General features: G+C 39.7%; 15 protein-coding genes and 1 pseudogene. 11 read left to right on the forward strand and 5 right to left on the reverse strand.

The window, feature by feature from the left end; genetic code table 11:
• A partial coding sequence (locus ACEYW6_RS32070) for a helix-hairpin-helix domain-containing protein (protein ID WP_412982967.1) occupies positions 1–1,097 on the reverse strand: 1,097 nt, incomplete at its 3' end.
• Between the two features lie 309 nt (positions 1,098–1,406).
• On the opposite strand from ACEYW6_RS32070, the gene ACEYW6_RS32075 reads away from it, so the two are divergent.
• From ACEYW6_RS32075 to ACEYW6_RS32115, 9 genes and pseudogenes are all read left to right on the forward strand, one after another.
• Complete coding sequence (locus tag ACEYW6_RS32075) at positions 1,407–2,162, forward strand: ParA family protein (protein ID WP_190898742.1); 756 nt, start codon at positions 1,407–1,409, stop codon at positions 2,160–2,162.
• On the forward strand, positions 2,159–3,112 hold the full coding sequence (locus ACEYW6_RS32080) for a ParB/RepB/Spo0J family partition protein (RefSeq protein WP_412982968.1): 954 nt from the start codon (positions 2,159–2,161) through the stop codon (positions 3,110–3,112). Before ACEYW6_RS32075 ends, ACEYW6_RS32080 begins: the two co-directional genes overlap by 4 nt.
• Positions 3,113–3,287: 175 nt before the next feature.
• Positions 3,288–3,801, forward strand: a pseudogene (locus ACEYW6_RS32085) (hypothetical protein).
• A gap of 417 nt (positions 3,802–4,218) precedes the next feature.
• Positions 4,219–5,178: a ParM/StbA family protein gene (locus tag ACEYW6_RS32090; RefSeq protein ID WP_412982969.1), complete on the forward strand. Its 960-nt coding sequence runs from the start codon at positions 4,219–4,221 to the stop codon at positions 5,176–5,178.
• Between the two features lie 5 nt (positions 5,179–5,183).
• The gene (locus ACEYW6_RS32095; RefSeq protein WP_104900811.1) at positions 5,184–5,474 is read left to right on the forward strand and encodes a hypothetical protein; all 291 of its coding nucleotides are present in this window, start codon (positions 5,184–5,186) and stop codon (positions 5,472–5,474) included.
• Between the two features lie 266 nt (positions 5,475–5,740).
• Positions 5,741–8,950, forward strand: coding sequence for a DEAD/DEAH box helicase (locus ACEYW6_RS32100; protein ID WP_412982970.1), 3,210 nt, complete (start codon positions 5,741–5,743; stop codon positions 8,948–8,950).
• A gap of 5 nt (positions 8,951–8,955) precedes the next feature.
• Positions 8,956–9,792 carry an SWIM zinc finger family protein gene (locus tag ACEYW6_RS32105; protein ID WP_412982971.1) on the forward strand — a complete coding sequence of 279 codons (837 nt, stop codon included), beginning with the start codon at positions 8,956–8,958 and terminating at the stop codon, positions 9,790–9,792.
• A gap of 130 nt (positions 9,793–9,922) precedes the next feature.
• On the forward strand, positions 9,923–12,139 hold the full coding sequence (locus tag ACEYW6_RS32110; RefSeq protein ID WP_412982972.1) for an AAA family ATPase: 2,217 nt from the start codon (positions 9,923–9,925) through the stop codon (positions 12,137–12,139).
• 170 nt (positions 12,140–12,309) lie between these two features.
• Positions 12,310–12,912: a hypothetical protein gene (locus ACEYW6_RS32115; protein ID WP_412982973.1), complete on the forward strand. Its 603-nt coding sequence runs from the start codon at positions 12,310–12,312 to the stop codon at positions 12,910–12,912.
• Positions 12,913–13,035: 123 nt separating this feature from the next.
• On the opposite strand, the gene ACEYW6_RS32120 is transcribed toward ACEYW6_RS32115, so the two are convergent.
• Positions 13,036–13,833, reverse strand: a complete 798-nt coding sequence (locus ACEYW6_RS32120) for a hypothetical protein (protein WP_412982974.1) — start codon at positions 13,831–13,833, stop codon at positions 13,036–13,038.
• A 458-nt stretch (positions 13,834–14,291) separates the two neighbouring features.
• Between ACEYW6_RS32120 and ACEYW6_RS32125 the strand changes: the two genes are divergently transcribed.
• Positions 14,292–14,867, forward strand: a complete 576-nt coding sequence (locus ACEYW6_RS32125) for an aegerolysin family protein (protein ID WP_163939274.1) — start codon at positions 14,292–14,294, stop codon at positions 14,865–14,867.
• A 99-nt stretch (positions 14,868–14,966) separates the two neighbouring features.
• Here ACEYW6_RS32125 and ACEYW6_RS32130 read toward each other — a convergent pair whose 3' ends face one another.
• Entirely contained in the window at positions 14,967–15,731 is a 765-nt protein-coding gene (locus ACEYW6_RS32130) for a tetratricopeptide repeat protein (protein ID WP_412982975.1), read from the reverse strand.
• A gap of 49 nt (positions 15,732–15,780) precedes the next feature.
• On the reverse strand, positions 15,781–20,973 hold the full coding sequence (locus tag ACEYW6_RS32135; RefSeq protein WP_412982976.1) for a hypothetical protein: 5,193 nt from the start codon (positions 20,971–20,973) through the stop codon (positions 15,781–15,783).
• Between the two features lie 49 nt (positions 20,974–21,022).
• Here ACEYW6_RS32135 and ACEYW6_RS32140 point away from each other — a divergent pair, with 49 nt between their 5' ends.
• Positions 21,023–21,553 (forward strand): hypothetical protein, encoded by a 531-nt coding sequence (locus ACEYW6_RS32140; protein WP_412982977.1) that lies wholly within the window; start codon positions 21,023–21,025, stop codon positions 21,551–21,553.
• Positions 21,554–21,779: 226 nt separating this feature from the next.
• Here the strand turns inward: ACEYW6_RS32140 and ACEYW6_RS32145 are convergent, their stop codons facing one another.
• Positions 21,780–22,175 carry a hypothetical protein gene (locus ACEYW6_RS32145; protein ID WP_412982978.1) on the reverse strand — a complete coding sequence of 132 codons (396 nt, stop codon included), beginning with the start codon at positions 22,173–22,175 and terminating at the stop codon, positions 21,780–21,782.
• Positions 22,176–22,742: the final 567 nt, after the last annotated feature.

A 22,742-nucleotide genomic window follows, 5' to 3' on the forward strand; every position in this document is an offset into this window, starting at 1 on the left:
CCACCAGTGAGGATCATGATTTTGGAATAGGCTGCTGTTTCTACAGCTTGGCGTTGCTGTTCTGAAAGCTGAATTTTGTGACTAGCCGTGAAGCGCTCAATCCAGGCACGGACACGGGGAATATCTTGTGCAATCGGCTGGCTCAAGCGCCCAGATATCAGTTGTGCTAGGTTTTGTTCTGTATGAAAATAAGTTGGTTTGTAGCACAGCAGGGTTTGGTCTGGGATTTTCTCTCTGATTAGCTCATCTTTCAGAGCCATGTCTTTGATAGTTTGAGCCATTGCATCTTCTGTTGGCTGATGCTCTTCAGTAGTCAACAGTTTAATCACGGACTCAATTAGTTCTGGCTGTGGTAAGTAACAATGTCCATCTTCAGCAGCTTCACTCAAAGCGTGGACAAGTCCAGCACAATATCTAAACTCAGAATTAGGGGCAACTCCTAAGTTTCGAGCAATCTTATCAGCAGTTAGAAAACCAATACCGTAGATATCGGCTGCTAGTTGGTACGGGTTATGGGTTACTGTGGCGATCGCTTTATCACCATATTGTTTGTAAATTTTGACCGCGTATGTTGTTGAAACACCGTGCCCTTGCAAAAATACCATTACTTCTTTTATGGCTTTCTGTGTCTCCCAGGCATTTTTAATTAACTTAATCCGCTTTTTGGCAATACCCTGGACTTCAATCAGTCGTTCAATTTGGTTTTCGATGATGTCCAGAGTTTCTAAACCAAAGTGAGCAACGATGCGCTTGGCTGTAACTGGCCCCACACCTTTAATTAGTCCACTGCCCAAATATTTCTCAATTCCAGTGAGAGTAGCTGGTTTGGTTTCTTTGTAGTTGACTACTTGGAACTGTGGCCCAAATTGTGGATGGTCACGCCAGAACCCAGTTAGCTGTAAAGTCTGCCCTGGCTGGATATTAGCAAAGCTGCCAACAATTGTTGTGAGTTCGGTGCTACGCGGGCGAGTCAGCCTTGCCACTGTGTAACCCGATTCAGCAGAGTAAAAAGTTAAACGTTCTACAACTCCAGTGATTGTTTCGTGTTGAGTAAAGGCACTTACTTGTTGAGGGGAAAGATTAGGGGGAGTGGACATTGCTTATCATCAGATGCCGCACATCATTATAATATTGGAAGTTTAGCTATTCTAGTACATAAATACTAAATTAGATATTCAATATTAGTGTCATCGAAAACTCACCCTAGTTCAAGCTTAAAAGCCGGGGCAGTGGGGCTGACACCAGATAAACCATTGCTTGGAGACTGAAAAAGTTAGCAATCATAGAAAGGGCAAAATCATAGTTGAAATGTTAAAGTTCGGTCTACTGAATGTAAGTTTCTTTTGCCAGTATGTGACTGATACCGATATTGTTAAGTTGATGTCTTTATTATTTCTGTTCAGTTAATGAGCAAAGTCATTGCAGTTTTTAATCAGTCGGGTGGTGTCAGCAAAACTACTCTGACAATGAATTTAGGCTACCATTTGGCTCAAAGTCAGCAAAGCGTTTTATTAGTGGATATGGACCCCCAGGCTTCACTATCTACTTTTATGGGATTAGAGCCATCCTCACTAGATAAGACAGTTTATGAAGCTATTCTGGGAGAAGAACCATTACCAATTCATCAGAATATACATGGGATGGATATGGCCCCCGCGAACATTAACTTAAGTGGCGCAGAATTAGAACTTGTTGTCGCAGATATGCGAGATATTCGACTAAAGGAGGCTCTTGAACCAGTTATCGCACAATACCAATTCATTTTAATTGATTGTCCACCAAGTCTCGGTATTCTTAGCTATATTAGCTTGGTGGCAGCCACACACGTACTCATTCCTATTCAAACTGAATATAAAGCTTTAAAAGGAACAGAACTATTGTTAACAACGATTGCGCGTGTCCGTTCTCGGGCAAATCGAAAATTACAGATTGCTGGAGTAGTTCCAACCATGTACGATAACCGAACTGGACAAGGCTCCCAAAGCTTACAGTCAATTACTAATTCTCTATCTAAGATTGGTACCATTTATCCAGCTATTCCTCGATCCGTAGCTTTTGCTGATGCAGCCCAAGAGCATATACCGTTAGCACTTTACAATTCTAAGCATCCATCTGTCACTATTCTCAAACAGATTGCTCAAAGTTTGGAGACGTTGCCATGAGTATGAAGAAGCGTGTTAGTCAACCTTATGAAATTAAAGGAGTCGATGCTTTATTTGGAGTTGAAGAAGCAGTAGACAATAGTAGCGCTGCTTTCCTTATCCCAATAGAACAAATAGTTTTACCACATCAACAACCTCGTCGCTACTTTGCTCCTCAAGCCATGCTTGAGTTAGTAGAGTCAATTAAACAGCATGGAATTCTTCAGCCCCTTCTCGTCCGTCCTCAAAAGGATGGGAAATATGAACTAGTTGCAGGAGAACGTCGTTTCCAAGGGGCTAAAACTGCTCAATTAGAGTTTGTACCTGCTGTTATTAGGGAAATGACAGATGTTGAAGCACTTGAACTAGCACTCTCGGAAAATCTCCAAAGAGAGGACTTAAACCCAATTGAGGAAACAGAGAGTATTGTTGCTCTCTTAGGATTAAAACTTAATCAAACCACAGAATCAATAGTTGCTTTACTTCAATCAGCAGCTCATCCAGAACGAGAGGCTGTGGATAACGTTATCCACAGCCAAGAATGGCAGTCTCTACTTGAGGTATTTAACACAATCGGAAAGTTTTCCCCCGAAAGTTTTAGAACCAATCGTCTCCCATTATTAAAACTTCCTATAGATGTTATGGAAGCTCTCCGCTCAGGAGTAATCGAGTATACTAAAGCCAAAGTAATTGCGCGGATTAGGGATGAAGCCCTACGTAAATCATTACTGTCTGATGCAATTCAAAATAATTTATCTTTAAGTCAAATTAAAGAGCGTTTTGCTGAAATTCAAGCAAACACGCCTGGAAATACAGATAAAAAATCATCTTCTTTAAAAAAGAAGATAGATGAAGCCTACAGTAAAGTAAAAAAATCAAAGGTTTGGGATAATCCCAATCAGCACAAGCGATTACAAAAAATATTAGTAGAGCTTGAAGCTTTATTAGTTGAAAGCAGTGATGATAACTGAAACTACATTTAGTATGGCAATCAGCATTCCTAAAGTCATTCCTTCAAAATAGGCAAATGGCGATTAGATTGTTACGGGAGAAGTGCTTTCTACAACATCGATTCCTTCACCTTGGTAGCAATGATGGCACACTACCTTTTGAAGAGTGATTGGTAAAAGATATTTACGATTGATAATGCAAATAAGATTTTTACCCTCAATAATAACTGCACTAATGGCACTGACATTAACTAGTTGCAGTACTACTACTGCTGAACAGTATGAAGCTACAGCACTCACCAGTTACTCCTGGCAAGTCAAGTATGCGAATAACTTAACTAGTCAACCACAACCACGTATTGAAACATGAACGAATACTTCAGTGTTGAATCGGAATGGATTGAAACCGGCAGGAGCAGTTGTTGGCCCAGATGACCGAGGCTTATGGTGGCCTACTTTACCGCCACGACCAAGTGTTGATGAAGTTGAACAACGTAAAAGACCTCAAGAAGAGATAGGAAAACCTGAATTAGTGAAAGATGTAAAGTACTTTCCTGACTTATGGAGTGGGTAATTCTCAGCAGACACTACCTACTAATTATGATGTTTATCGACAAGTGGTAAAAGCTTATCCCCAAAAAACTCCTTTGGAATTGACTTTGGGTGTGAATGATAATTCAGTAGAAAAAGCTGAACCTGTAAGCAAGTAGTAACCCACTCGTTACGTAGTCAGCAAGAAGTTAAAGATCAAAACTGAATTGCTTTTCAACAAAAAATTGATAGTAAAGTATAAATCAAAGAGTCAACGATGATCTAAATTAATTTCTGCTTCGTTGATAAAAAAAATTTCAAAAATTCCTCCTGGGAGCTACATGGGGGCTATATATACCCCAACAATAGCTCAGGACTTTGGGGACATTTTGACCCCTATATAGGGTACATATAGGTGCTAAATGGGGTATATTTGACTGGTTAATATTTTGTACCCCATTTAGCCCCCAAGGGGTTATGATAAGCTCTTGAGATTAGGAAAAAAGGGGGAAGTTATTTTATTCTTCTTTCTCTTGCCCTTGCAGATCACTTGAACAGATAATTTTCACAAATCAAAGTGTATTACCTTTGTCTTTATGTCAAACATTCACACGTTGCAAAAAATTTTTCCTGCCGGTTTTGATAACGGTTACGGAAGTCTCAAACTTTTAGTCGAAGGGTTTGAAGTAGTTCGTGTGCCGAGTTATATTTCCACAGCTGACATGGAAGATGTACCAGGACGGGTAGTTTTTAACGGTACTGCTTACACAGTTGGAGAGTCTGCTTACCGTACAGGGAATTATTTTGACCGCAACACAGACAATAATGAAAATAAAGTAAATAATGCGTTGTTGACTTTGTTGGGTGCATTGGCACATCTCCCACACCGTAAGGCTTGGCACTTAAAATTAGTCGTCAGCTTACATGATGTTGGTCTGGCTGAAGAATTGCAAAAAGTACTCAATGGAGAATATCAGCCAATACTTGCTGGCAAACAATCAGACGTGAAAGTAGAAGTGCTAAAAGTTGTACTAGAGGGTATGGGTGCATTATTTGGGCATCCACTACCCAAAAAATTAACCATTTTAGACTTTGGCAATGGAACGACTCTCTATTCTCGTTACAACCGGGGTCAGCGAGAAGTTCACACTGCCTACCCCATCGGTGTAGAAGTTCTCATCGATGATATCTCACAAAAAATGAAACATCTAAATGGAGGAAAAATTGGGGATGCTTCCAAGATCCGATTTTGTCTGGAAATGGGGCATACCAGGTACAGCCGTGACATCGATATCAAAGATATATACAGTGCTTCTTTAAAAGATTGGTATGAAAAATACTTGAAGAAAGTGGTGAATCTCACATTGGATGCCAAGCACCAAGGGGATGAAATCTGGGCGATTGGTGGAGGTTGCCTCTTACCCGGATTTAAGAAGCTGTTGGAGAAAAACGGCTTCAAAATCCTGGACAATCCGGTGGAAGCCAATGTCTCTGGGCTTTTAGAGATGGCAAAGACCATCAGCAGCAAGAATTCAGCATCTACATCTATTAAGTGATCGCAATGGCAGACAAACTTGACTTAACCCCAGAAAAAGTTCGGATCAAAGATAGCTACCGTGAGCGGATATTTGCCGAATCACAGCAACTAGGTAAAAGTTACCTGGAGACACTTTACTTTATCATTGATTGTTATTTTGCTTTCAGAAAGGGTGCATTTCCCACACAACAAGTAGCTTTCACCCCGATTAATACTGAAGATAACAAACTCTCTTCAAGGACTCAAGAGCCATCTATTATCGAAAACCAAGAGGATTCTGATGACCAAACCTTCACTCTTGATTTTGAGTTGTAAGCCCTGACCGTCTTATCGGTATATAAGAATAGATTTGAAAGCTTGAATCTTAGCAAAATCGTTAATCGATAAGCTTAAATATACTGATTAGACAGCCAGGGGTTGTAAGGGAAGTATGGGACTGCTGCCTCTATAGTGCGTAAGTCAAGCGATCGCACAAGAACACATCGCTTTCTTTTGCATAAAGGAGATAATTCTAGCACCTCTGTTTGCTAAAGTAATTCTAAGGCGCGTGAATTTCCGAACAATCCAGAGACATCACAACAATGAGAATACTTCATGGCACCTGGATACCAAACGAGGAAACTGACTTTATCCAGTCAGGGTCTTTTTACTTGTGGGTAGAAACTCAATTATCCCAAAAAAGTCACACCAATAGTCAACAAATTCATCCTGGACACTTGGTAGAATCCCAATTAATCGCCTTTTTAGTAGAAGAATTGGGAATTAAAGAAGACAATACTAAATTTTCCCAACGCATATCTCCTAAATACTTTGCCTTACCAACCACCAATAATCAGCCCCTACCCTCACCAGAATTAACCAAGTATTTAGAAATTGAGTTGACTGATAGCTATGAAGAATTCCAATATTGGCAGATTGATTGTTATGAAACAGTAGTGTCTACCAAAAACGTCACAGCACTTAATATTATTAAACTACTTAAAGATATCCATTTTTTAGCAATATATAATGCGGAGAAGTTTCAAATTGGTTCAGATTTATTATTTTGGTATCATTACACTCAAAGTTTTAAACAAGTAATCCTCAAAGACCAATTTATTCCCGCACTAAAATATCGACAGTTATCATCGGAAAATCCGAAGAAAAAAGGCAAAAGCAAGACTGATAAAGCAGCATTTGAAATTTATGCCACCTGGGAAATTATTTCGGAACAATATGAAGCAAATATTCTTAAATATATTGACTATATGCCACTAATATGTGTGGCAGGTAAAGCAACAGTTAGTTATCCTATTGAGTTTTTTGATCGAGAAACACTATTGCGTCACTTTTCCGAATATGTACTTAATGATTTAGTAACTCACACCCCATCAACAGCCGCTTTTGACAAACAAATTGCTGATTCTCTAATTGAATCTTGCTTTTCTCCTCGTCAGCATAATCCACTCACAACAAATGCTGCCCTTGAGGAATATCAGCAATGGTTGATGTGGAAAACCAAAATTACCCGCACTCAAGCTGATTCACCTTTTCATCTGTGCTTCCAGTTACATTCTCCTTCATCGTCACAAATAGACAATTGGCAAATTCAATTTCTAGTAGCGAGTAAACAAGATCCATCCTTGAAGTTAGCGTTAGCAGACTACTGGACAATGAATCAATTTTCCAAAACTGCTGTAAATAAAGATTTTGGTAAAGATTTTGAAACAAATTTGCTGCTGAATTTGGGTTATGCAGCCAGGATGTATCCCAAACTCTGGCTTGGGTTGGAAACAGCGAGTCCAATCGCAATGCAACTTACCTTAGATGAAGCATTTGATTTCCTGACTGAAAGTGCTTGGGTGTTAGAAGACTCAGGATTCAAAGTAATTGTACCTGCTTGGTATACTCCCACTGGTCGTCGTCGCGCCAAAATTCGCCTCAAAGCATCGGGTAGCAAACTTGCTGCAACGAAAGGGGAAACAAAAAGCTATTTCGGCTTAGACTCACTGGTGGAGTATCAGTATGAGTTGGCAATTGGGGAGCAAACTGTCACACCTATTGAATGGGAACAACTGATTAATGCTAAAACTCCCTTGGTGCATTTTCGCGGTCAATGGATGGAATTAGACCGAGATAAAATGCAGCAGTTACTCGAATTTTGGCAGTCCCACGGTGAAGAACAACCCCAGATGACCTTACTGGAGTTTCTACAACGCAGTGCTGAATTGGGATCAGAATGGGAAATTGAACATGATGAAGCTTTGTCAGAGATGATCGCAAAGCTACAAGATAAAAGTCGCCTAGAACCAATTTCTGAACTTGATAATCTGCAAGGCACACTCCGAGAATATCAAAAACGTGGTGTTTCCTGGCTACAATATCTAGAAAATTTGGGATTAAATGGCTGTTTGGCAGACGATATGGGTTTAGGTAAATCCGTGCAGGTGATTGCCCGATTAGTGCAAGAGAAAGAGTTACATGAAGCTCTGAAAGTAGGAGAAAAGATTACTTCTTTATCTGCCTTACCGACATTATTAATTGCCCCTACTTCTGTTGTCGGCAACTGGCAGAAAGAAATTGCCAAATTTGCACCTCATTTAAAAACTATGGTGCATCATGGTAGCACTAGGCTGCAAAATCTAGCTGATTTCAAAGCTGCTTGTGAACAAAACGATGTGATAATTAGTTCTTTTACTTTAGTCCGCAAAGATGAAAAGTTATTGAGCGGCATCGAGTGGCAACGTTTAGTACTGGATGAGGCACAAAATATTAAAAATCCGAAAGCTGCCCAAACTAAAGCTATTTTAAAATTAAGAGCTAAACACCGACTGGCATTGACAGGCACTCCTGTAGAAAACCGCTTACTGGATTTATGGTCAATTTTTAATTTTCTCAATCCTGGTTACTTGGGTAAAGAAGCCCAGTTTCGGAAAATCTTCGAGATTCCGATTCAAAAAGACAATGACCGCGTGAAATCTGCCACCTTGAAAAAACTGGTAGAACCTCTAATTCTGCGAAGGTTAAAAACTGACCAGTCTATTATTAATGACTTGCCAGATAAAGTGGAACAAAAACTCTACACTAACCTGACCAAAGAGCAAGCTTCGCTTTATGAAGTGGTAGTACTAGATGTAGAAAAACAATTGCAATCAGCAGAGGGAATTCAGCGCAAAGGATTGATTCTTTCAACTCTGATGAAATTGAAGCAGATTTGTAATCATCCAGCCCAATTTCTGCAAGATGGGAGCGATTTTTCACCACTGCGTTCGCACAAACTCAGTCGGTTAGCAGAGATGGTTGAGGAGGCAGTTGATGAAGGAGAAAGTTTACTCATTTTTAGTCAATTTACGGAAGTGGGTGAAAAGATTGAAAAACATCTCAAACATAGTCTGCATTGCAATACTTACTATTTGCATGGTGGTACTAGTCGCCCACGTCGAGAGCAAATGATTACCGAATTTCAAGACCCAAATACAGAACCATCGGTTTTTATCCTTTCCTTGAAAGCAGGGGGCGTAGGTATCACCCTCACGAAAGCCAACCATGTCTTTCACTTTGACCGTTGGTGGAACCCAGCAGTTGAAGACCAAGCAACTGACCGTGCTTTCCGTATTGGTCAAAAAAAGAATGTCTTTGTGCATAAGTTTGTTGCCATTGGAACTCTAGAAGAGAGAATTGACCAAATGATTGAAGATAAGAAAAAACTCTCTGCTGCTGTTGTTGGTAGCGATGAATCTTGGCTCACCGAATTAGATAATGAAGCCTTTAAGCGGTTGATTTCATTGAACAAGAGTGCAATTTTGGAGTAGATATTATGGCTAAATTTAGTCGAACTTGGTGGGGCGATCGCTTTATTCAAGCACTAGAAGCTTTTACAGATGATAACCGACTCAAAAGAGGACGGTCTTATGCTAGCGGTGGTAAAGTCAAAAGCTTTGAGATTGACTTAAATAAAATTACTGCCAAAGTCAGAGGCTCAGTTAATCCCTATTTTGGAGTCTACAAAGAACCAACTTATAATATAGAGATTCAGATTACACCTATTGCTAAAACCCATTGGAATGAAGCTATCCAAAAGCTTTCTTCTAAAGCCAGTATCATTTCTCGATTGCTGCTAAATGAAGTCCCAGAAAATATTGAAGATACTTTCTCTCATTTGGGACTACATTTATTGCCCCATAGTAGTAAGGATTTCAAAACTAAATGCTCTTGCCCAGATTATGCTAATCCCTGTAAGCACATTGCTGGAGTTTACTATTTAGTGGCTTCTCAATTAGATAATAATCCCTGGTTGTTATTTGAATTACGGGGATTATCGAAAGCAGAACTTCAAGCCAAACTAGCTGATTCTCCTTTAGGAAAAGCTCTATCTGAGGAATTGAATACTAAGGAAATTCCTTTAGAACTTTCTAATTCGCTGTACACTAAGCTAGAAAAGCAATCTCTTAAGCAAATGCCAAATGCCAGAGAATTTTGGTTAGGTACAAAGCGATTACCACAAACTATTGAAGTGGCGACTCCAAGTAGTATCTGTGCAATTTTGATTAAGAAACAAGGGGATTTTCCTGATTTCTGGCACAATGATGCTTCCTTTATTGAAACAATGGAAGAACTGTACCAGCGAGTCAAAACCAAAAATCATCAGTTCTGATTTCAGCGCTGATAACGACATCGTAAAGTAATTTCTTTTTAGATATTAATTGCCGTTATAATTTTTTACCTTGAAAAAGCATACATCTTCTATGGCTTGAAAAACTCCACTTCTGAAGACGTATTTAATAATGGATTTATTTGACCAGCATCTTGCAAAAATAACTGAAGAATCAGCACCCCTAGCGGCTCGGATGCGTCCACGGACACTTGATGAATTTATTGGTCAAGACCATATTATCGGGCAAGGAAGGCTACTGCGGCGTGCTATTAGTTTGGATCAACTGTCTTCCTTAATCTTTTCTGGGCCACCAGGGACTGGCAAGACTACTTTAGCGCGGGTTATTGCCAACACCACCCGCGCTCAATTCATCGCTATCAATGCTGTACTCTCAGGAGTTAAAGAAATTCGAGCGGCAATTGAAAAAGCCCAAGAAGAGCGCAAGTTTCATAATCAACGAACTATTCTTTTTGTCGATGAAGTCCATCGTTTTAACAAGTCTCAGCAAGATGCTTTATTGCCTTGGGTAGAGAATGGTACAATCATTCTTATTGGTGCTACCACCGAAAATCCTTTTTTTGAAGTCAATAAGGCACTCGTAAGCCGTTCGCGGATTTTTCAACTTCAGCAATTAACTGATAAAGATTTATACAAAATTATTGAGCAAACACTAGCTGATTCGGAACGCGGTTATGGCAAGTTAACAGTACAAATTGACACAGATGCTTTAGCTCATCTAGTTAATGTTGCTAATGGTGATGCTCGTTCATTATTGAATGCTTTGCAACTAGCTGTAGAGACTACACCCCCCGATACTACAGGTGTTATTCATATTCCCCTAGCAGTGGCAGAAGAATCAATTCAACAACGTGCTGTTTTATATGACAAAGAAGGGGATGCCCATTTTGATACCATTAGTGCTTTTATTAAGAGCTTACGAGGTTCTGACCCAGATGCAGCACTCTATTGGCTGGCCAAAATGGTTTATGCCGGTGAAGACCCGCGCTTCATCTTCCGTCGGATGTTAATTCTTGCAAGCGAAGATGTCGGATTGGCTGATCCACAAGCAATTGTCGTTACAAATGCCTGTGCCGAAGCTTTTGACCGCGTGGGAATGCCAGAAGGACGTTATCATTTAGCACAGGCAGTACTTTATTTAGCGACTGCACCAAAATCCAATAGCATTATGGGCTTTTTTGATGCTTTCGCCGCAGTAGAAAATGAAAATGTTGCAGAAGTCCCTACTCACCTTAAAGATGCCAATCGGGATAAAAAAGGTTTTGGGCATGGGGCTGGTTATCTCTATCCTCACGCTTACCGAGATCATTGGGTAGAACAGCAATATTTACCCAAGAGCTTGCAAGGTCAATTGTTTTATCAACCATCAACCCAAGGTTATGAACATCAAATCGCAACACAAGTGGCACGTCGTCGAGAAGCTCAACTTGCCGCAATAGTAGAAGATATTGGTGTTGCACCAATGGAAGTCATGACTTATGGAACTGTTGACCGAGCAGATGAGCGCTGGTTGCAACGCACACTTTCTCAAGTCAGTACACAATTAGCATCTGTGCGCGAGCGCATTTTCAATTTTGCTCAATTACAACGTCATCACTTAGTATTGGATCTAAATGCCGCCACTGGTTTACTTACTTGGGAAGCAATCCGGCAAGTTCCTGAAGGTGGGGTTTATGCCTGTGTTCGCAATCGCTCTGATGCCAATGCTTTAGTAGAACTTGCTGCGGCACTTCCTGAAACAATGCGACCAATAGTTTTTACTGCATCTGTTGCACAGATACCTGCTATGCTGGCATCTCTTGCACCAAATGTACAGTTTGACTCTACTATCGGGCGCAATGTACTAGCCTCAGAATCGGATAAGGGACTTGCTGCTCAAATTTTAACTCAATTGCTCCCGCACTCAGTCAAGCTTATTTTAGCTGAGACAGTACCTCGTCATACCCAAAGGTTTTACCGCTTACTGCCCAGCCAAAATTTAGATGCCCAATTGTATAAGCGATTAGTTTTAGCGGAAGAAGCTATTTATACAGATGTCTCTGACCCCATGCTTAACTGGGACGCTGATGATTTGCGTCACGCTTTTGCCTCAAATGGGCACTGCGTACAAGTAGGTCTTGAGCAGTATTTGACACCAATGCACATCTCTGATAATTTTATCAAGCGTTTATTTACTGCTAATCCTAATCGACCAAGTTATGCAGATCGTCTAGCTGCTAATTTGACAAGTGAGGAAATAAATATTATTAAAAATTTATTTGTTCGTTACTTACTCAACCAATCCGTTAATTGGTCAAGCACTGTGGCATTTTTAAATATTAGCGGATGAACATAATAGACTATCAAATCACAGTCATTTATAATTATGATTTTCACTCCTGCAATTACTCGGAAGTACGTCTTGATCAAAACGAAGAACTGAAGCTGAGGTAATATTTTTCCTTGCCTTCGCTTTATTTGTAGATGAGTATGAACTGTTCAAAAGGATTTTACAGAACTATGCCAATTAAAAAACACATTACTCTGAATGTTGGAAGTTTCCTTAATCCCGCAGATAAAAAGATAGTTGTCAATTTAGCTAGTGAAGATATTTTAACTCTAATCACGCGAGAGTTAAAAACTCGTTACTCCCCCGAAACTCAAAAACAAGCCCTTGAAGGAAGTTCTCAGCTATTACCTAGTTTCGTATTACAAGAATTATTAAAGCGCCAAGAGCAGGTAGTAAACGTTAACCCCGATACCTTAATCCTTGTTAACTGCAACATTGCAGAGACAGAGGTCGATGATTTAGCATTTAATTTGACTGTCGAAGCATATTTTGTAATTGGAGATGCAAATGGTCAAAATCATTTTCGGGCTAATAGGATCGTTCTTTGGTCAAATATATGGGGTGATGAAGAAAGACTTTTTGATTTAGAAGATCAACTAGGCGACCAATTCTGGACTAATTATCAAATCCAGTTGCTCTTTGATGAAAAAGAGCAGCAAACAATTGAATTAGAAGTATCACTTACAGATGACTATGAAGCAAAATTACAATTTTACCCTTCTTTTCAAAAATTTTTACCATCCATAGTTCCCTTTACGGATAATGACTTTTAAAATCCGCGATTAAACCAAAATTTGCACAGCATTTATGGCGCTATCGTCCTGATGGTGGTGAAGACAGCTTTTCTATTTCTGCTTGAACATTCCCTGCTTTAACAACTTGATGGAGAATTGAGTTTATTCCTCCTTCTCGTCTTCACCTTCTTCATACTCCTCTTCATCTTCGTCGTATTCATAATCTGCATAGTCTTTCCCGTGTTTTTCGTACCACAAACGTTCTTCCTCTTGAGCCGCCTCTCGCTGTATCCTTTTCCGTTCTGCCATCTCTGCTTCTAGGAGTTCTTGTTCTAATTTCTCCTTCTCAAGCTTTTCTCTCAAAAGCCTTTCTCGCTCTTGGGTTTCTTGTTCTACCCTCTCCCTCTCAAGTCTGATTAATCGCTGCTCAACTCGTCCACAGTAAAAATCTAAAGCCTTACCCGTCGCCGCTCCGGTAACTGTACCACCCACTAGAAAGATGAGTCCGGTTCTCCAGCCTTCAATTGGGCCACCGCTCCACTGCAAACTTTTTTGATTGAACCATACCAGCACAGAGAAGACAGAAATTCCAACTACTGTATTGATGAGCGCAAAAATTCTTGGTGTCATTTCAGTCTGGCGGAGAATTAGCCACTGCCCCAGCCAGAGTATTGCACCAACAATCACCGCAGCGATCGCACTCATCGCAGCATTATCTGGATATTTGAACGGATCTAGTGCCATGTTAATAATCAATGGCACAAATATCAGCGCACAGAGCAAAAAGCCAATGAATAAACCAGCAACACTTATCAGGCTCCAGTAGCGACCGAGATAACCAAGACGGAATTCCAATATCCACTCTTGTACGGGAAGCATTGTGACGTAAAACGCGATTCCTGCACTGACGTAATCGAGCATTGGCAGTTGTTTTACCTTTGTATTTAGCATATTTGGCATAACCGTGCCAAAGCGGACAAGGAAAGATACTAACTTAAGACGAATTGAAGCGATTGTTGCTGAAAAGTTTCTCAGTACACGCGATCACACTTTGCACTGACCAAGCTAAATGTTCTTGCCTCAATGAATCTCGGATGAGCCAAAAAACTTGATTCTCCCAGTCTAAACCATGACTGAAAATTAGCTGTATCCCTTACTGTATAATAACCTTAGCGCATCCGTGTCGATTGATTATCATTACCAGACTGTAGAGACTGCGATTCACAGCCTACAACGATTTGACCTCTGATAATCGAAATTGTTAGCCCTTGCTACAGCATTAACAACTACCACTAAAATCCTGAAAATCGAAGTTCTATAGACTGAAAAATTTTTTAACTGTCTTAACTGTCCTTGCACGGTTATCAACTTGATGATTTACTATATATAGTCAATTATCATAAAAAAAGGTAAATCAAATGATTGGTGGAACTATTCAAACAGCAGCAAACTTTTCTTCAATAGAAGCAAGACTAGACCAATTGGAAGAACTGACTAAAAATCAGGAGGAGAGGATAAAAACATTAGAAGAAAAAATAAACAACCAGGAAGAATTAAAGCCTAGTACAAACACAAATGTAAAGGCAAAAGAACCTACGCTATGGGTTTCAATCCAAATAAAAAATACATTCAATAGTGATAATATCTACATTAAAAACGCTCGTCTAGAATTTGGAAAATTTGTCCAAAATGAAGATAAATATATGGAAATAGGAGCTTCTGACCTTTTGTCCACAATTCCAGCAGGGCAGACTGGTACAATATCTTCAGCTTCTAGGACAAACAGTGCATCTGGAACAGAAGGTACTATTGATTTATTTGATGCTGATGTTAAAATTGCACAACTTTATTGGAATTGTCCTTTCGGAAGCCAAGAAAACACTTTTAAAGTGATTGATCTTAATTCTAAAGATGGGTATATAGTCAACGTGGGCGATGTAAATCGAAGTAGTGCTTTAGGCATAATCAATGTTGAGGTAGGTTTTCGACATTAAAATAGCTTTATGTAAGAGGATATTTGAAAAGTTTTCTTCTGTGTGATCGCAGAAAGAAATGAAAAAAGAATTTAATTGGTAGCCGCTCGACAAAAGTGGCTACTTTTTCGATTTGACTATCCTACTTTCAACCCCAAACAAATCTTTGTAAACTTCATGATCTCGAAAAAGCTCCATAATCAAACTTCGAGTAAAAGCACAGTAAATCATATTCCTTCGCGCCTCATACAAACCAAAAGCTTTAAATAAATCTTTTTTAGCGCCCTCAATATTGCCCAGATGGAATCTGACTGTCCCTCGTCCACAGTATGCTTCTGCACAATCAGTATCTAGAGATAATACTTTTTCTAAATCAAAAAGTGATTTTTCTAATTCCCCAGATAAAAAACAAATATTTGCCCTATTTATATAAGCTGATAAACAGTTTGGGTCAAGTGAAATTACTTGATTGTAATCTAAGATAGCTGCTGGGTTGTCACCAGTTAAATTTTTATATGTATCAGCCCGATTTAGATAAGCCTGGACTAATTTGGGATTCAGAGCAATGGCTTTAGTGTAATCTTCAATCACCTTGGAAAATTCTGACTTATGACAGATTTTTGACCGAGCTAATCCTCGATTATTATAAGCTTCAGCAAAACTCGGATTCATCGCTAATGCGTTATGAAAAAGCTGAATCGCATTTTCATATTTTTCGATTTGAAACTGAATTACTCCTATAGTATTGTGAACTTCAGCAAAATTAGGATTAAGTAGTAATGCCTCTCTAAAGCACTCGATAACTGCATCTAAATTGCCTGACTTTAGATGTGCCAGACCTTGATTATAAGAAACCTGTGCTTGCTCTAGATTAGCCGTCTCCATAACGTTATTCTCCTTTTTTATTGCTGAAAAGGGCTATTTTAGGATAAATCTATCTTTGTAAGTCTACTTGTTGTGTTTGAGGTTTAGCTAATATTTTATCAATTTGAGTATTAACATCTTCAAAAGTTTGTAATATCTGTGGAGTTAGTTTATTAGTCTGCACCTGACCAGATTGCAAGTTTAAAATTATCTCTCCATTTTTCTGCGAAATAGTTAAATCCCTATGCTGGGTATTGAAAGCCAAGTCATAAATTTTTCCTTGAACTTGAGTGCCATTTTCATCAGACTGACCCCAGACCATGCCAATCCTTTGAGCAATTTGAGTCAGCCGACTGATTCTTTCAAGCTCAAATGTATCTTGATTCATTACTGTCAACGCTGACTCTGATAATTGCTCACCAGCTTTAAACCCATTTGCAACTTCTACAATGCGTTTTTTGTAATTCTCCGACTTCCCTAACTTATCTGCGGCATTGTACCAATTTCTCAAATCATCAATGGTAACTGATTGAGGTTGGACTTCTTGATTGGGTGCGGCTCTGTTTTGTGGTTCAGGAAACGGGACTATAAAACCCTCCACATAATCCCCCAACGGCTCTAGATGTAGTCCCCAGACCTGCCCTTTGCCTGTGAACAATTCTGGTAATGCTTTGGGTGAGTGCTTTTCCATATCAGCCCATTGCTGTTGATAAACGGGGTCAGCAATCATATCAGGTGTGATTTGATACTGTTTACCGACTCGAAAGGCGACTTGCTTACCAATGCCTGTAGCTAGAGCTATATCACCCTGTTTAAATCCATACTGTTTGTAAGGCTCTTTAGCTCTAGTGGTGTGAGTTCTGCCGTATCCGCGCATGGCATCAATGCAAGTATTTACAGGTAGTGGGTTCGGCTCACCATGCATCATTAAAGGGTAGTTCATCGGAATCGGTTTGCCTTTGATGACCGTAGGGGCGACATTTTGAACCTCTTGGTTTGGGTGGAATTGAGCACTTTGTTGAGGCGGGGACAATGCTGATTGAGATGGAGGTTTCAAAAACTGCGGTCGTGTGGCGAGGGAATTAACTCTTTGTTGATAGTCACTATCCGTTTCAATAATTGACCCAAATTTCTTGGTCATATTATCCAAACTTTTGGCAGGAATTGAACTGCTGACTAAGTGAAATACCGCTAGACCTTTCTTAGTTTCCCTGATAACATCTTCTGTTGGTACTTGCTGCCATTCAACTTTTTGAGCAGTTAACCATTTAGTCACAGTCTCAGCTTTCTGGTTGTCAACAGCCAAACCCATGACTCCAAGTTTTTTGTTTGATTCTGTCGAAAATAAGAAAGTAGGACGCTCTTTAATATGATGTAGAATTGGCTCACTACTATCAATCATCTGCTGTTGTTGAGGGTTAACTGATTGAGTCCCAAAAGCCTGAAATTCCTTCGTCCATTTCTGGGGATATTCAACGGTCTTAGGGTCAATTTGAGCGCAAATCACAGAAAAGTTACTTTCAAGGATCGCGTCGGCGTGTGTAAGTTGTCCGGTTTTGAGCAGTCCAAGCTGTCTGAGTGCGTCTTTGTCTTTTTTAAAATGCAATACTCCCAAGGGTTCACCATTTAAAAACACGGCATCTCTGGTTTTAGAAGCTGAGGTTTCGATAGTCAGTTTTCGGTAATCTCGATCCAAGAATGACTGACCAGAAAAATCATAAAAGTTGATTTTATTGATTTTGAGGAGATTCCCATTAGGAGACTCACCCAGCACAAAAGCTTGATCTCCAGTTTCGGAGATTGACGTGAGCTTTAATTTGAGGGGATTACCACTTTTCAGGTAATCAATTTGTTTCAACTGTTGAACAGAATCACTGTCTAACTCACCCAGAGTCAAAGCATCTAATTTAATTCTTACTGTTTTGTCAGGAATCGGTACAGTGCCAAATTCTAAGTTTACGGGTTGGTCATTAAAAACAAGTCCTGCGTAAGAGAAGTTTTTAAGTTCGCGGATAGTAATTTCAATCGGCTCAAATCCTGGCAGTCCAATAGTGGCCTTAGCAGTCGCAGGTTCCACGCCAATAAAATTAGCTTGCGCCTTTGTGCCAATCGGTAGCTGTCCAGTTCTTGTCTCCAGCATGGCGAATTCTTTATATTCGCCGTCAGTATCCTGTACAAATAACAATCTGGAAACGTGGCGTTCGTGTCCCGGTGGGTGGTGGCTAGCCCTGATTTCTATAGGATGTTTTTCATGAGCGTTCCAGTCTCGACCCAAAAATTGATTCGCTTCATTATTCAGTGTGACTAACTTCGGTTCAGTAAATTGCAATTTATCTAAGCGAGAAATAATCTCATTGGGGAAAGCAGCGAAAGCAAAATTAGAGACTTTTTTAGCGACCGCTTGGGGGTTCGCGTTTTCTTTTCTTGCAACTTCCAGTTCATCCTGGCGGGATGCACAGATGTTCCAAGCTGCGGCTGCTCCTGTAAGTTTTTCTGACTCTGGGATTTTCGCATAAAATGCTTCTGCTGCATCATTTGCCAAGGCATAGAGTAGTTTAGTTTGGCTTCTAGTAAGTTCTGGTTTTAGTTCTAGGAGTTTAGCTCCCTGCATGGTCATCCCCGCCTTAAGGTTGTAATCTGCTTGCGATTGTTGGCTAACTGTCCCCAGGTTGCGGTAAGCGGGTTTCTTATTCTCCCCAATCTCACCATCTATCTGTGCAACTGCTAATAATCGGTGAGGGCGTTCAAAACTTCTGAATTTTTCTGGAATTTCATCTAAGCGAATGTTCAGCGTCTGGGCTTTCCAGATTAGGGGATACCCGTAACGGGTGAGATTGGTAATTTCGAGTTTGCAAGACTGTGGAGTTTGCACTATTGCGGATGGCCCTTTCTCGGTTTCACGGCGTTGGGACATCCGAACCGCAGCGTTGAATTTCAGATCAAACTCGTATTTGGCGGCGATTGCTGCAAATTTTTGCTGTGGTGTAAATTCTACTCCTTTGAATAAGTCTTTAAACTGGACGATGGGGCGCGATTCTAACTGTGATCCTTGGAAATATTTATTAGTTTGACTGATTAGTAGTTCTACAGGGGAGTAACCTGTGGGAGTAATGCCAGAGTTTAAATAAGCTGAACAAGATTTTTTATCTTTAATATAATTAACATCACGATACAAGTAGCGGCTGTTTTCCCGGATTTTATCCATCTCAGGTTTTTTAGCACTTTTGAATAAATCAACCGCTATTTGGTTTTGATAACATCCTTCTTCAATCATGCTCCGGTACATTTGACGGTTAATGTCCATTGCTTGCTGGATAATTTCGGGAGTTCTTTGACAATGAGCAAGTTCAACAACCCCTTGCATATAAGGCTTGTATTCTTCTCGAATTAACTTTGGCTCTTTGTGCTGTTCTTGCTCAAACAGGGTTTTGTAATGGTTAGAAACTTGGTCTAGATAATTTGATTTCTGCTCAAAAGTACCGTAAGTCTTTAGTACCTCAATTTCTGATTCTAATGCCTCCAGTGCTGTCACTTGATTGTTGATTATGCCCACGCTAATGCTATCGCTCATGTGGATAGCGATTTTTTCAAATGGGGGCTGGGTTCCATTTTCCAAATAAAATGACTGTTTTTTGAGCTTAACCGTGGGCGAATAGGCGTTTTGAGGAAGATTTCTTCGCTCTGCCTCTGCCGTTAAATTGGGATATAAGCTAGCTCTTGCTACACCAATGCAGTCACCATCAAAATCTCGTGCTTGGCGTTCTGATTCGGTTTCTGCTGGGTCGATAAAATCAACATCAACCAAGAGTGCTTCTAACTCTGTAATTCTTTGCTGTATGCGCTTGTGGTCTTCGTCATTGACTACAATTATGCCTTTGAGGTCTTTACCATCTGGCCCGAGTCGATCTTTAACGTGCTTGTTAGCAGACACACACAATCCGTTAGAATTCAGAAAAGGAGAACGGAAGTTAAGAATTTTCTCTTCATTCTTTTCCCATGAAACACAAATTTCACCATTTTTAAGTTCCTTGGATGGAATAATCATCCCTCGGTCAAAAGTAAGCGTTTTCCCCAGAGCGATATCTCGCCATTGGCTCTGTAAAAACCGACTTAATTCCTGTTTAACTTTTTCCGTTTCTAAAAGTTGTTGATGACCAAGTAAGTCAGTTTTGATGAGTTTGTACATGAACAAGTCATCTTTACTACCCTCGTCATCTAATTCCTCATCTGTATCTAAATCGTCATTTTTCCCTAAGTTTTTAACATCTGGTTCAAGGTTTGTGACTTCTCCTATTTTTAATTTACTTTGGTTCAATGATTCTTTGCGTTTTTCGTATTTTTCACAATAGTAAGCAGCAACAATTCTAGGGTCATCTTGAATAGAGGCTAGTTTTTCAGCTTGTACCTCTAATTCTTCGGCAAAATCTTTAATTCCTTGGGGGAAAGATGCTAATAGTTGGGAGATAGACATCTGACCTTGCTGAGATTGCCCTTTTTCGGCTAACCAAATATCTTGCTGATACAACCCTGACTTAATTTGAGGTTTAGTGGGGCCTTCTGGTCTATCCTTATCTGTTCCCTTAAAACTGCTTACAGGGAGAATTATATCGATTTTTGGTTTGCTATTTGGATCTGCATATTTGATTTCGTCTAGCCTGTATGGTCGTAGTGTTCCTTTGCCAAAACGGTATTTAGTAGTATCCTCTCCAACTCCATCCACCCAACCAAATCGATGCTGAATTACACGATAGCTTTTATCTGCTTGGGATTCTCTTAAGGTTACTTTGTCATAAAGTTGTGTTGAAATCTGCCCATAACAGTCACCAACTAATTTATATGCCAAATCATTCGATAATACCCCTCCATTTTCACCAGCCTTTTCAGTAGAATCATCTACTACCAGAATGTTTAGCTTTTCGTGAATTGCATTTTTACAAGCCCCAAGGAAGATTGAACCATAAGCCCCACGGTCTTTACTATCTGGACAAATTTTTTGAATCGTTTCTAAACATTCTTTATCTCCATAAAGTAAACGAGTCTTGGAAGATAGCAATAAAATCTGTCCATCTGGATGATTCTTTAACTCTTCGGCAGTACTGTATTCATCTGAGTGTCCAAACGAGAATTCTTTGCCAGGAAAGTAAAATTCTAATAAGGTATTACTGAGCTTTTCAGTTAAAATTGATTGAGAGCTAGTTTTGTTATCGTCTATATAGATCCACTGATTTAAACGAGGGTCAAAATGCTTTAATTCTAAAGCCATAACTGTTAAGTGAATTGATGAAAATTAATCAATTTTTGAGGAGATTTATATGTCAAGAATTAAGCGTTGGATAAATATGCACAAGGATGAGTTCCATCCAGATGGCAGCTTGAAAAATGAAGCTCGACAAGAAATGTTATCTGTGGGAATGAGTAACGAGGCGATTGATGATTATGCCTCTAGGCTAAAAGCAAGATACGACGAGTGGAAGCACTTAGACGAGACTGATCCAGAGCCGTGGCCAATCTACACAGCCTACGATTTCTTTACTGAACAAGAAAAAAAGGAATTTAACCCTGACGGCTCTCTCAGACCTGAATATGTAGAGTACGCTCGGCAAATTGGCATCAGTGAAAGTGCCCTGGAACAGCTTGAGTGGCGTAAGAAAAACGAAGTCGAGAATTATAATGCTGTGTCTGCCGATCATGCAGAACAAGGTATCAACTTTGGTGAAGAACGGATGAAAGAAAGGATTGAAGACAGCAGAACCTACGTTCAACGCCTCCACAAAATGGAACAGGACTTGCAGAACTTCGAGCCGGAAGATAGCTTGCCTTTTGATAAAAACACCTCCTATTAGAGTAGGTGAAGTTACGCTATAAGACCGTTTTTATCCATCAAATACAGTGATTTTACCTGAATATGTGAAAGAAGAAAGAAAGCGATCGCCTCACCTTGGGCATGAAAGTAAATATTCATAGACTGCCTTTGACTTCGTTGACTTGAAAGATTTTAGAGATTGTTGGTGGAGTGTCATAGTCAGTAATCGCAGTGCAGTAAATAAATATACCGCACTGCAACTGTGTTTATCTATGATGTTTTTTACTGTGTGGTGGGGTGCTTTTTGATAATTGCTTGCCAAGAGATAATTCCGACGAAGAATTACTAGATATTATTGATGAAGTAGCTATTTTATACATAGCAAAACAGCAGGAAATAGCGACTAGGGAGATTAAGGTAGCCTGACCAATTATTTGCCAGGAGTTGAAAGTTATTTTAGAATGAACTCGCCTAAAGAAAACAGACTCCAACTTTTGGTGAGTCGTGCAATTTTTCAAGTACTCCAAAACTTGCAGACATTGAGAGATATCTTCGCCTTTTTGGCACAGCAGAATTTCTAAGCGTTCAATGCGACGTTCTGGAGTAGATAAATTAATATCGTCCCAATCATCCCAAAGTTTAATTTCTTTTAGTTCGTTCATAACTTCATCCCTCTATCAAACTATTGATGCTGTTCCGAATGGCACGCTTGTTAAGCGTTAACCCTTGGTATTACTGGTTTTGGGGTGTAGGGTGTGAGGTGTAGGGTGTAGGGAATTACGAACAACTTGGTTTTGTCTAGCGCACTAAAATTCAATTTTTATGGTTCTTCAGTACCTGTTATGCCAAATTATTAGTTAAACATCAAAACTAGACTTTAAAATCAAGTTTAGAACGCTTAAGTCCCAAGAATAGCCTAAAATGTTAAAAACAATGCCTGCTGTTGTTGTGCAGCAATGTTTTCAGCTTTTTAGCAGATTAATTTAGCATACTAAGTACTGAAGAGCCATTTTTATTAACACTACACCCAACACCCTGCCCTGACGATATTTCACATGAGTCTTCGTGCCATTCGATGCTGTTCCAAAGATAGGGAAAACCAAAACAGACAGTTTCTCTTTCCCCAAAACTTAATTACTTGCGTCGTTTAGATTTACTCTTATTGCGCTCATACTCAGCAATAATATCCTTGGTCTGTTGTGGAAGAATCACACTTTTATTGTTAAATC

The sequence above is a fragment of the Nostoc sp. UIC 10607 genome (assembly GCF_047228265.1).
GTDB lineage: Bacteria > Cyanobacteriota > Cyanobacteriia > Cyanobacteriales > Nostocaceae > Nostoc > Nostoc foliaceum_A.

Coding starts and splice junctions, on each gene's coding strand:
- ACEYW6_RS32105 (WP_412982971.1), top strand. CDS start 8,956: ATGGCTAAATTTAGTCGAACTTGGTGGGGCGATCGCTTTATTCAAGCA.
- ACEYW6_RS32145 (WP_412982978.1), bottom strand. CDS start 22,175: ATGAACGAACTAAAAGAAATTAAACTTTGGGATGATTGGGACGATATT.
- ACEYW6_RS32090 (WP_412982969.1), top strand. CDS start 4,219: ATGTCAAACATTCACACGTTGCAAAAAATTTTTCCTGCCGGTTTTGAT.
- ACEYW6_RS32135 (WP_412982976.1), bottom strand. CDS start 20,973: ATGGCTTTAGAATTAAAGCATTTTGACCCTCGTTTAAATCAGTGGATC.
- ACEYW6_RS32125 (WP_163939274.1), top strand. CDS start 14,292: ATGATTGGTGGAACTATTCAAACAGCAGCAAACTTTTCTTCAATAGAA.
- ACEYW6_RS32075 (WP_190898742.1), top strand. CDS start 1,407: ATGAGCAAAGTCATTGCAGTTTTTAATCAGTCGGGTGGTGTCAGCAAA.
- ACEYW6_RS32080 (WP_412982968.1), top strand. CDS start 2,159: ATGAGTATGAAGAAGCGTGTTAGTCAACCTTATGAAATTAAAGGAGTC.
- ACEYW6_RS32120 (WP_412982974.1), bottom strand. CDS start 13,833: ATGCCAAATATGCTAAATACAAAGGTAAAACAACTGCCAATGCTCGAT.
- ACEYW6_RS32110 (WP_412982972.1), top strand. CDS start 9,923: ATGGATTTATTTGACCAGCATCTTGCAAAAATAACTGAAGAATCAGCA.
- ACEYW6_RS32140 (WP_412982977.1), top strand. CDS start 21,023: ATGTCAAGAATTAAGCGTTGGATAAATATGCACAAGGATGAGTTCCAT.
- ACEYW6_RS32130 (WP_412982975.1), bottom strand. CDS start 15,731: ATGGAGACGGCTAATCTAGAGCAAGCACAGGTTTCTTATAATCAAGGT.
- ACEYW6_RS32115 (WP_412982973.1), top strand. CDS start 12,310: ATGCCAATTAAAAAACACATTACTCTGAATGTTGGAAGTTTCCTTAAT.
- ACEYW6_RS32100 (WP_412982970.1), top strand. CDS start 5,741: ATGAGAATACTTCATGGCACCTGGATACCAAACGAGGAAACTGACTTT.
- ACEYW6_RS32095 (WP_104900811.1), top strand. CDS start 5,184: ATGGCAGACAAACTTGACTTAACCCCAGAAAAAGTTCGGATCAAAGAT.